The sequence below is a fragment of the Cytophaga sp. genome, assembly GCF_051961495.1.
In the GTDB taxonomy this organism is placed as follows: Bacteria; Bacteroidota; Bacteroidia; order Cytophagales; family Cytophagaceae; genus Cytophaga.
Map to the genome: position 1 here is coordinate 1 of NZ_JBQCDF010000090.1, position 11479 is coordinate 11479.

Annotated in this window: 9 protein-coding genes; 2 read left to right on the top strand and 7 right to left on the bottom strand. The window is 30.9% G+C overall.

Annotation, left to right across the window (positions count from 1 at the left end):
• Positions 1-1652 (top strand): hypothetical protein (locus tag ACTHJT_RS04045; protein WP_440236543.1); only part of this gene is annotated, 1652 nt, incomplete at its 5' end.
• Between the two features lie 36 nt (positions 1653-1688).
• Here ACTHJT_RS04045 and ACTHJT_RS04050 read toward each other — a convergent pair.
• The 6 genes from ACTHJT_RS04050 to ACTHJT_RS04075 all read right to left on the bottom strand — a co-directional run bounded on the left by ACTHJT_RS04050 (position 1689) and on the right by ACTHJT_RS04075 (position 10392).
• Positions 1689-4676, bottom strand: a complete 2988-nt coding sequence (locus ACTHJT_RS04050) for a KAP family P-loop NTPase fold protein (protein WP_440236545.1) — start codon at positions 4674-4676, stop codon at positions 1689-1691.
• A 55-nt stretch (positions 4677-4731) separates the two neighbouring features.
• A complete protein-coding gene (dinB, locus tag ACTHJT_RS04055) occupies positions 4732-5889 on the bottom strand; it encodes a DNA polymerase IV (protein ID WP_440236547.1) in 1158 nt (385 codons plus the stop codon).
• Positions 5886-8822, bottom strand: coding sequence for a DNA polymerase III subunit alpha (locus ACTHJT_RS04060; RefSeq protein WP_440236549.1), 2937 nt, complete (start codon positions 8820-8822; stop codon positions 5886-5888). The genes dinB and ACTHJT_RS04060 overlap by 4 nt, the downstream gene beginning before the upstream one ends.
• Positions 8823-8960: 138 nt before the next feature.
• On the bottom strand, positions 8961-9170 hold the full coding sequence (locus ACTHJT_RS04065) for a hypothetical protein (protein ID WP_440236550.1): 210 nt from the start codon (positions 9168-9170) through the stop codon (positions 8961-8963).
• Positions 9171-9299: 129 nt separating this feature from the next.
• Positions 9300-9920 carry a hypothetical protein gene (locus ACTHJT_RS04070; protein WP_440236552.1) on the bottom strand — a complete coding sequence of 207 codons (621 nt, stop codon included), beginning with the start codon at positions 9918-9920 and terminating at the stop codon, positions 9300-9302.
• Positions 9921-9948: 28 nt separating this feature from the next.
• Positions 9949-10392: a hypothetical protein gene (locus ACTHJT_RS04075; protein ID WP_440236553.1), complete on the bottom strand. Its 444-nt coding sequence runs from the start codon at positions 10390-10392 to the stop codon at positions 9949-9951.
• Between the two features lie 136 nt (positions 10393-10528).
• On the opposite strand from ACTHJT_RS04075, the gene ACTHJT_RS04080 reads away from it, so the two are divergent.
• Positions 10529-10759, top strand: coding sequence for a helix-turn-helix domain-containing protein (locus tag ACTHJT_RS04080; protein WP_440236554.1), 231 nt, complete (start codon positions 10529-10531; stop codon positions 10757-10759).
• 32 nt (positions 10760-10791) lie between these two features.
• On the opposite strand, the gene ACTHJT_RS04085 is transcribed toward ACTHJT_RS04080, so the two are convergent.
• A partial coding sequence (locus tag ACTHJT_RS04085; protein ID WP_440236556.1) for a 3'-5' exonuclease occupies positions 10792-11479 on the bottom strand: 688 nt, incomplete at its 5' end.

The following is an 11479-nucleotide window of genomic DNA, read 5'->3' on the forward strand; positions in this document are numbered from 1 at the left end:
CTCCTTATGGCACTGGCAGGTTTTCGGTTTATAATGGAAAAACATTTTCTGGCGGATTAGATAGCCAAACTAAGGCATTACAATATCTTCAACTACTTATCGAATCAGGATACCCATTAAAAATTGGCTATACATATCTAAAGACGTCTGATGAATGGTATAATATTTTTAAGCTCATTTTTGAAATTATTCCTCAACCATGTTTGTTTTACACTTTGCAGTATTCAGATAAAGACGTTTTAGCAAGAGCCGCGCAAGACTATATTAATTCAGAATTCTTGACTTCTGAAACAAATAAGGTATTACCTGAGTTATTGACCATATATTTAGATGTATATACTCCTGAACAATTTAAACATAACATACTCCATTTTTGCACGGAATTGTTTCCAGCAATAGATCCTAAATCTTGGCAGTCCTTGATTTATAAAATATGGAAATTAGATTCATTTAAATCCAAAGCGCTGGATGATTTTTATTCTGCTGAATATTCGTTTATAAAATCTGCAATATGGTACATTGAAGATGATAAAATCATAAAAAAAATCATTGAAGATATTCTTATAAATTACAATCATTTAGAAGGTGAATCTGATGCTAGAATCAATCTTTTATATAGAACGACAAATAAAAAATTGAAATCAACAACTAATTATGTAAAGGAAATAAAACCTTTAATTGATCATGTTATTGATTCGTTATTAGATAATCTGGAAGGATGGTTTATCGTAATTAATATTCATTCATTGTTGTCATCTAATCAGAAAAGTAGAATAAATAAAAAAATACTTCTACTTAATTATGATGGAATTAAATATTCAAATCTTTGGTATATTCTAACGTTTTTTGCCAATACTGATGAATCTAAACAACTTATCAAAAGTAAAGTAATTGGTAATAATCTTTTTTGGAATGCAACTAAAACAACAATTTCTTATAACCATTATATTCCATTGTATCTAATTACTCAAAAAAATGGAAATGAAATTGGATTAGAATGGACAAAAGATGAAATGAATGAAATACTAAAAAAGCTAAACGCTTTAATTAATGATTGGAAAGTGAATGATGAAGATCGTCATGATTTTAAATCTCTACTACAAGAATTGAATAAATTCATAGATATGACACAAGATAAATTCAAAAGTCTTCCTAATCATAAAAAGACAGCCAATATACTTTTATCGTTATACAAAGAATCTAGAGGCTATGATACAATTATTGCAGGTTTGCTTTCGAATCAAAAATCTATTATAATTTGGGCATTAAGTGATTTATCTTATTTGATAAAAGAATATCCGAATCATCCAGAAATTTTTAGAAGTATTCCGATTCTGATAAATAAAATATTACTGCAATCTGAGCCTGCTATTGAAGCAAGTTTGAATTATTTGGCTGTTTGGATTAATGACGATAAAAATATAGAAACATTTAAACCATATGTGAACCTCTTAATTTTAATACTGAAAAAATATAAAGAAGCGCCGCTAATAAATAGCGATCAACTATTTGTTCAAAGGCAATTAATTGTTATCGCTATGGTACTATCAAAATGGAAAGTTAAAGATTCAATAATTAATGAATGGATAGGAATTAGAAATGAATCTAAGTATTTTTCGAATAGAAATATAAATTTGGATAGGGTATATTAATATACTCCAGCGTTTTATCAGTTCTAATTATTTCAATTATATTTGATCAAAAATGTCTTCATTCAATGATTTATCAAATTCTAGTTTGATTGTAAATGGTTCATAATCGCACCAAGCAAAGATTTTGTAATATTTAAAACCACGATGAGGGATGTTGTATGAATATATGGATTCGTCAATGTTTATAGTAAAAGAAAATCCAACAATATTCCAATCAATTCTTATATCGATAGGCTTTCCTGCATAATGATAATTAAGGATCTCAAGCCCCGTTTCAACTTTCTCATTGTAATTTCTATAATATAATTTTTTAGGATTTATCCATTTATTATTACTGTCGAAATCTCCAACACCAATATGGATAACAGGATAGTCAGCTAGATGCCTATCTTCATTTTTAGTAGGAAAATCTTCACTCTTACTATACATAAATCCAAATCGCCAATAGGGAGATTCAGGAATAATGGTTATGTGTTGATTTTGTTTAATAGTAAATATTTCTCTAAAGAAGTGATCATTTCTTTCAGCACGTTGAAATACTTCTTGATTAACTAAATATACTGGATTAAATTTTTCTGAATTTATGTTTTCATATGTTTTATGTAATGAATTCACATCGCCAACCTTATAAAACTTCCGTAATCCATCATAGTCATAAAATATAGAATCTAAAATTTCGTGTTCTTTAATATACCTAGTAGTTTGTGTACGAATATAGCTTGGTAATTGATCCAATATTTTATTTATTTGTCCGAAGTTTCCTTCTAAAACTTCCCCCTTGAACCACCTTGAGTTAATTTCTAATTCTTGATAATTGTTGCTCTCAAATTCAATATTCTTCCTAATCAATCGTATCAGTTCAATTGATTCTTTCCAGTATCGTCCATCTGCATAGTTCAGAATAGAATTAAGTATTTTTATAAATACTCTTTTCAATATTATTATAATGCCTGCTTCAGATTCTTTATTTTTCACACTATAATCAAATAAATATTGGATCATATTTATTGAGAAAGAATATGGAGTCTTATCATGCTTCATTAAGAAATCGAATAAATTCTGCTCCTCATTTTCAGTTAGCATATTAAGAAATTGATATAGCTTAACTCTAAACAAATTTCTTAAATCAAGATCCATTGAATTATATTCAATGTGCGATCCTAAAATAAAATAGGTTGACAAAAATTTACGATATTCATCTGATGACCTCGTTTCGTACTCTTTTAGAATATCTAATAAAATCTGTATTGTATTGTAATTAAGTTTATCTTGACTTAACAATGATCTAATTGTATTACTATCTTGATTAAAAATATCTCTAACTTCATTAATGAAATTTTCTTCGTTAGATAATCTAAAAGTAAAATACCTATTAAAATGATAAATATTTGAAATGGATTTTACCTCTTGCCCTCTGCCTTTAAATAATTTGGTTAAAATATTTGTCAATTGTTCCTTATATGGAGGTACAATTTTTTCCAATAATTTTAGTTTACTAGTTAATGTATTTATATCACTAGCTTTTTTAACTTTCAGTTTATGAAATTCATACTGGATTTCATCATATAGTTCAGGATAACGATACTTAATTGCTGCAATTTGAATAAATTCAAAAATGTCGATATAATCCCAAAGGTCATTCGAGGTGTCAAAAAATATCTGATTGGCAAATCGTTTAGCATCGCGTGTTGTAGTAATACAAAAATCTAATTCATATATAAATTTATTATTTGATTTTAAAGATGCGACGTAACTCTCTCTCTTGCTTAAGGGGATTTTACTAAGGAAATATTCTTCAAATAATTCTACATATTTCTTTGTGTCTATAGTTGGCAAAGTGAATTCAACCTGAAATATTTTTTCTATATACATTTCATGGTTGTGACTGTTTATTTCAATTAATGCATTCTTAATATAGGACTTGTCATAGCTTGATACATAAATAAAATTATTGAAGCTCCCGGTTTGTCTTATTAGTTTTAGTACTTCAACAATCTCATGCTTTTCAAGTCTATCTAAATCATCAATAAAAACGACTACCTTTTTATTAATGTCACCAAGCTTGTTATTAAGTTTTTTATAATCATCATTGATTGGCTCATTATACATATGCTCAAATACAGATGTTTTTAAAAACTGATTTTCTAGCTTAATTAGATTTGATTTGTAATTATTAAAGAAGGATGTAAGGCCAAAAAGTTCATTTGAAATATTTTTGTCCAATGTTTTGAAAAAATCATTAAGTAATTTATCAGTATTTTTATAGTTCCACGATTTAAGCCAAACGATGTGATATTTATTATTTTGTAATAATTCATTTTCAATAAAATGCATTAATGTTGACTTTCCTGAACCCCATTTTGCTGCTATACCGATAGATAATGATTCTTTACTGTCATATGAATTAATTTTCTGAGCTATTCTTTTAGCATGATCTTTATATCCTAAAATACTTAAATCAAAACTAGGATCTTTCTCAGGTTGGTCACTTTCAAATGATATTGTATGTCGCTTATTTTCACTTTTATTTTTTTTAATTAAATATGATATAAGTTTAACACAACCTAATGAATAGTATGTTATTAAAAGTATAATTAGAAGATCCGAATATGAAATAGGTACGCTTTCAAAAATTAAAGTATAAGTATAGTACTTATTGCTTTTCATCTCAACGTAATTATAAATCGTACCAATCAAAAACCAATCAATAATTTTTAAATTAAAGATTGACATTGCTATAATTTGTCTAACTACAAAAACGATGGAAATAATAAAAAATGCAATCGAGGAAATTTTATACAGAATATTATTATTGAACTTTGATAAAATAGGTATTACAATAAAATTGTCAAAAAAATCAATGTAATATTGCCTAAAAGCCACTGTAAAGAATAGTAATAAAAATATTTCAGTAGCTTTTTTATAATGTTTTTCAAAGAAAATATTGTTCCAAGTTTTAATTTTATTTAAAAATATAGCGATCCAGGATTTAACTTTATTTAAAAAGGGAATGAATATATTCATGATAGTAGTAACAAAATGTTAGACAATATATTAATAAATATTAAAAATACTGATTTTAACTACCGCTTTTCAAAGCCCTACCCACTGCATCTGAACCATATTTCAAACGTATCTTATCCATTGCTGAATATAGGTTAATTGTCTTCTTAGGATCATCAAATAAAGTAATCTGATAGCTACCGTGAACCAGATTGCTGAGACGCACACCAATCAAACGCACCAACAAGCGCCTGTTATAGAGCTTCTCAAACAGTTCCGTTACTTTCTCCATTAGTACCGCATCTGAAGAGGTATAAGAAAAAGAGCATTGCTTGGTTTCTGTATCAAAGTTTGAGTATTTGAGCTTGACCGTTAAGGTGCCGGTTAAAAAGTTTTCCTTTCGTAAATCGAAACACAATTCTTCCACCATTTTTAATAAGCGACTCTTAAACATTTTCACATCAATGGAGTCCTGTTCAAAAGTTGTTTCTGTTGAAATAGATTTACGTTCAGAATATGGCTCTAAAGGAGTAGGATCAATGGCATTAGCACGCTGCCAGAGAACAATCCCATTCTTACCAAGCATGGATTCCATTAAACGCATAGGCATGGCACTGAGCGTTCGTATATCGGTGACTCCAACCTGATGTAATTGTTCTGCAGTTTTTTTTCCGACCATTGGCATACGTTCTACAGGTAAGGGAGCCAGGAATGATTTCTCGGTTCCAAAAGGTATGTGTAACTGACCATTTGGTTTAGATTCATTGGTTGCAACTTTAGATACTGTCTTATTTATAGATAAACCATATGATATAGGGAGTCCGGAATTCTTTATAATAAATTGTCTGAGTTCATTTGTCCATTTAACATTTCCAAAGAACTTATCCATGCCAGTAATGTCCAGGTAAAATTCATCAATTGATGCCTGTTCATATAACGGAGCTTTTTCATTAATGATTTGCCTTACTAATTGCGATTGCTTTGAGTATTCTTCCATATCTCCACGAATCCAAATTGCATGCGGACAAAGCAGACGAGCCATTTTACTTGACATAGCGGAATGTATCCCGAATTTGCGGGCCTCATAACTGCAAGATGCTACAACACCCCGGTCACCAGATCCGCCAATAATTAAAGGTTTTCCCTTTAATTCAGGATGACGTAATAATTCCACGGATACAAAGAATGAATCTAGATCCATGTGTACAATGCTTCTGTCTGGCTGTAAGATCATACAATTTCTTTTTTAGCAAATGGAATCTTAAACATGCTATCAACCTCAATACTTGGATATCCAAATTCCTCAACTACTTTTCCGGTTATTTTGTAAAAGCCATTACCCTTAAAAGGATATTTCTTCAAACTGGGTGGAAAGTGTGTAGTATCAAATCCTCGTCCCTCTTTGTCAAAGAAATGCGCAAACGACATTAGCTCGTGTTTGCTGGTATATAAACTCTTTACTGTAACAAAGTAGCCGATGATCGTTGTTCGTTTGCCTACGCACGAGAGAAGTGTATTAAACGTTGAACCTATATTATGTTCAGGTGGCAGGATTTCATAAGGAAAACATAATGGAAATTCAAACAACTCAATTTGATCGTAGGCGTCCTCAAATGTGTGTCCTTTTAATTCTGGCAATTCCAGATCTTTGAGTTGAGGCTCAAACATATCAATGGAATGTATCTTAACCTTTGATTGGGAAAAGATCATTACAGCATCTAGCAGCAATACTTTTTTAGATTTTTTAGTAAGACGGAAAGCACCTGAACGGATTAACAGTTTTACTTGCTCATGCGAAGCTGGAACACGACGAACAAAATCATAAAGATCTTTATAAGGCCCATTCACTTCTCGTTCCAGAGATATAACTTCACTGATTTTTTGTTCTAGGGATTTTATATACCTGAAACCAACAAATATTGTTTTGTCAAATATAGTGTCATAATAAGATCCGGTGTTAACGCAGGGTGGTTCAATAATGGCTCCAGCCAAACGTGCTTCATTCAAATAGAACTCCCGCGAATAGAAGCCTCCTTCATTATTTAGTACAGCTACCATAAACTCCAATGGGTAATGTACTTTTAAATACAAGCTATGATAGCTTTCTACTGCAAAGCTTGCAGAATGTGCTTTAGAGAATGAATACCCGCCAAAACTTTCCATTTGTCTCCAGACCTCTTTATAAATAGCTTCATCATGCCCTTGTTGTTTGCAGGATTCAAAAAATTCCTCTCTTACCAATTCAAAACCTTTTTGTCCTCTGTATTTTCCAGACATGGCACGGCGTAATATATCGGCTTTCCCTAAATCAATTCCACCAAAATAATGGGCTACTTTAATCACGTCCTCCTGATAAACCATCACACCAAAAGTTTCTTTAAGAAGTTCCTCCATGATCGGGTGCAGATACTGAACTGTTTCAGGTTTATGAAAACGTGAAATATATTGCCCCATCATACCAGATTGTGCAACACCTGGACGAATAATGGAACTTGCCGCAACCAATGTTAGATAATCACTGCATTTTAATTTCTTTAATAGCATGCGCATGCCCGGAGATTCAATGTAAAAGCATCCTACAGTATTTGCAGTACTTATAGCCTGTCTTACATTTTCATCCTGGATTGCTTTTTGTGTATTTAGTTCTACGATCTTGCCTGTATTCTTTTGAACTATTTTTATTGTGTCCCGAATGTGTCCTAATCCACGCTGGCTTAAAATATCGTATTTATAATAACCCATCTCTTCAGCTACAAACATATCAAAATGAGTTATTGGGAAGCCTTTGGGAGGCATATCAGTTGCAGTATAACAGACAACGGGATCTTCTGAAATAAGAATACCACCTGCATGTATTCCAAGATAATTAGGTATTCCTTCGAGTTCCTGTGCATATGTAAAAATCAATCCCACAATGGAATCCCACTCTTTTGATAAAGAGGTAGCTCTATTTTGCACGATAGCATCGATTTCATGTTTGGGTAATCCAAATACTTTGCCTAACTCACGAATAATAGAACGCCCTTTAAATGTGTTGTATGTGGCTAGCAATACTGTTTTTTCTATACCATATCTCTTGAATACATAATCAATGACCTGGTCTCGTTCATTGTGTGCAAAATCAATATCAAAGTCTGGTGGAGAGGTGCGGTAAGGATTTAAAAACCGTTCAAAGTAAAGATCCAATCCAATCGGATCAACATCTGTAATTTTTAAGCAATAAGCCACAATGCTGTTTGCTCCGCTGCCACGTCCTACATAAGAAAAGTTATTGGAGATGGCATAGCGCAAAATATCCCAGGTTATAAGGAAGTATGCATTGAAACCCAATTCATCTATTACTTTTAATTCTCGATGGACGCGATCCAGAGCTATTTTGTTTTTTGCGCCATATCGTTCTTTAAAGCCATCCAATGCAAGCTTTTTTAACAGCTCTCTATCGTCCGCTGCAGATGTAGTATAGAGTTTTTTGTTTTTACTGACTGTATTGAATTCTATATTACAATTGTTGATCAATTGCATGGTATTATTAATAATCTGCGGAAATCTTCCATATGCAGAAATCAATTCATTAACAGGCAACATCATTTCGTCAGATTGAGCTTGCTCTTGCACACTCAATTTAGACAACAACAAATTCTTATCAATAGCGCGCAAAAGCCGATGTGTATTGAATCCTTTCTTGTTTTTAAAAGTAACAGGATGCAACATGATATATTTATCCTGGCGCAAAGTATTTTCGGAGGTTATAAACCGATTTACGTCAGAGGTTTTTAAACCTATGTATTCATTATCTTTTAAAGCATCTAGGGCAATGCTTCCATATTTATAAATAATATAGCAGTTCTTAAAAGCAGGTGCTACCAATGGCTTTGCATGATCTACATTATTGAAAGTTGAAAGAAATTGGTTTAATTCTCTGAACCCATCATTGTTTTTTGCTATGCCTAGATAAAGGAAGTCATCTTCGTTTCTAAATTCAATGCCAATAAGTGGTTTTATGTTATGCTTTATGCATTCGTTATAAAAAGTGAAAGCAGCTGATGTATTATTGATATCAGATAAGCAAAGTATTTCAGCACCTTTATCTATACCTTCTTGCACGAGTGCTTCCGGAGATAAAGTTCCATATTTTAAGCTGAAATAACTGTGACAGTTAATATACATATATTGCTATTTATATTAGCAATATATGTATAAATGCTAAATATATTAGCTTTTGTTAATTGTTAAATATTTTCAATAATATGCAATTGACTGAAAAATAGTGATTTATATAAATGTAGCATATTATTCCAGTCAATTCTATTTCAATTTATGTATTGGATCAAGTGCTCGTTCTATTAATCTTCCGTCAATGTACTTATTATAAATAACTCCTTTTACTGAAATTACGATTGGCCTACAATTAGCGGCATGCCTTTCAAGTGCTTTTTTACCGCTGTCTTTTAACGCATCCTCTACTAGTAAGCCTATTGAGTTTTCTCCGACAAATAGCTTATTATGATCTTCCATACTTAAATCAACATGTATAGATTTATAATAATTCAATTATTTCAATTGCCTCAAACAATACTACCGATTCAATAATTTTTTCTCATATATCCTTTGCACCCTTCAATTTAAAAGGACGATAGTTGAATATTATTTTTCACTGTACATTTCACGGTAATATTTATTAGCCTCGATCAACATTAGTTTTTTATCTTCTCCAATACTATTGCTTTTAATAATACTGTCATTATGATTTATCTGTGCATTAATAAATGCATAAAATTTCTCATAAAGTTGATCATTGGTTGTATACTGATTATACTGACCGTCTTCTTTTATAAATTGCGGTCCTAACGCTTTTTTAGAACACATATTCTTATTTATTCCAAAAACTGTTTTGTCTCCTTCTTTGAATAGATATGCATCAATTCTATTATTTGATGCTACTGTTTTAATAATAAAGAACAATGTGTCATTTTTAATATTAAGTTCGATTAGGTCTAAATTACTTTTTGTCCTCTTATAATTATTCCCGTAAAGGCCAATTTGTACCTGCGGCATGCTTAAGGTACCCGTCCCCGTAAGAGAATTGGTTGATTCATTCTGAATTAAATTCAATTTGATTGAAGCTAAATCAACAGTATTTAAGACCTTAACATCAATGGGGAACTGTGAATCATATTTTCCAATGTAATCTTTATTAGATTTGCTGCAGGATAAGAATGTTACGAGGCAAAAAAGTGTAAAGATAATTTTTGTTGTTGCGTCCATTTCTAGATTAGTTTATTTTTTGATTTATTTAAATGCATGATTTGATACTATCAAGATATTTTTTCATTTCGCCTTGCATATCGGTCGATTGATTGTAGGTTGGCTGTCCGTCTTTAAGAAACCCTGAAAAATCTGAAATGTATTTATCTCTTTGAAATTTCTCCATCATTAAAAAGCAAAACATTTTCACCACCCATTTATCATCCTGGATATTTATGGACTCACCACATACTCCCTCTACTTGAGTCATAATATTGAAGTAAAAAACTGCAGCGATTTCCAATTCTTCTTGTACAGGCATTTCTTTCTCTAATACCGTTAAAATTGCATTAGTATAGTATTGAAGTTGTTCATCTGAAAGCATTCCTAAAAAATCAACGAATGATATAGGATTGTCCTCATTATGCTTACTTCTTCTCAACGAATCTACATCAGAGGCTAAGTGAATGATAAACTGCTGGAGCTTTATCATAGATTGAATTTTAGCTGTTTGAGCATGAAAAGTAATTTGAATGCAATGCAATTTAAGTAAAAAATACCAACGTTGTATGTTCGTACAACCTTTTTGATAACATAAAAAATTTCATTGCATCTAATACGCAATGAAAATGAAAGACAAAGATTCGTTTACGATACAATTAGGGGTTCAACTAAGGAAAATTAGGAAGCAAAAGGGTATAAGTTTGGCTGAATTAGGTTTGCGAGGAGACTTTGATAAACATGCTTTATCTAAAATTGAAAATGGTAAAAAAGAGATAACAGTTTATTCATTACAGAAAATATGTATCTCTTTAGAAATTACAATTGAAGAATTTTTTGAAGGTTTTAGTGAAAAGTGACGAATAAATTTCAGACAACAACTTTATACATACTATTTTTGGGGAGGGAAATATCTAAGCTGTTGGATGCCATGTAAAGAAATAAATTCAGAATTGTTGCCCTCTTTTTCTTGCCCAGCATCATTAGTTCTTTTAGTACTTGAAATTAGCAGACATCCTTTTTTTGCCCTTGTAATACCAACATAATGCAAATTTATATCCTGTATCCAGTTAGAAAAAACTGGATTTTTCCAATCATTATTTACCCCTGGTTGTTTCTTAGGAAGGATCCATTCATACAAATCAAGATGAATTACGACATCAAATTCAAGTCCCTTTGATTTGTGTAAAGTCATTATTGTTATTTCTTCAATAGTAGATAAGTTATAAGAATTCAATTGTTCTTTTGAATTTAATACTGCACGTAACAATCCAATTGATTCACTATTTTTAGATTTAGGCGCAATTATATTTGCAATACCTATAAAAGCATCTACAATTTCATCTTCATTTAATTTTTTTGATTTAAATAAATCAAGTATTTTATTTTTTAATTCAAGCGCTTTTTTTAAATCAGATTTGATAATTTTTTCATATGAAATAAATTCTTCTACCACTTCTATAAACCGATATGTTTTGTCGTATGCAAAATAAAGTAAGTTTGAAAAAATGGCTGACCACACATTTAAACTTCCATCAAGTTCAGTAGAAATAAATAATCTGTGTGGTGTAACTAAAGAT

Excerpts from the sequence above, each read along its gene's own strand:
- ACTHJT_RS04050 (WP_440236545.1), bottom strand. The coding sequence starts at position 4,676 with ATGAATATATTCATTCCCTTTTTAAATAAAGTTAAATCCTGGATCGCT.
- dinB (WP_440236547.1), bottom strand. The coding sequence starts at position 5,889 with ATGATCTTACAGCCAGACAGAAGCATTGTACACATGGATCTAGATTCA.
- ACTHJT_RS04060 (WP_440236549.1), bottom strand. The coding sequence starts at position 8,822 with ATGTATATTAACTGTCACAGTTATTTCAGCTTAAAATATGGAACTTTA.
- ACTHJT_RS04065 (WP_440236550.1), bottom strand. The coding sequence starts at position 9,170 with ATGGAAGATCATAATAAGCTATTTGTCGGAGAAAACTCAATAGGCTTA.
- ACTHJT_RS04070 (WP_440236552.1), bottom strand. The coding sequence starts at position 9,920 with ATGGACGCAACAACAAAAATTATCTTTACACTTTTTTGCCTCGTAACA.
- ACTHJT_RS04075 (WP_440236553.1), bottom strand. The coding sequence starts at position 10,392 with ATGATAAAGCTCCAGCAGTTTATCATTCACTTAGCCTCTGATGTAGAT.
- ACTHJT_RS04080 (WP_440236554.1), top strand. The coding sequence starts at position 10,529 with ATGAAAGACAAAGATTCGTTTACGATACAATTAGGGGTTCAACTAAGG.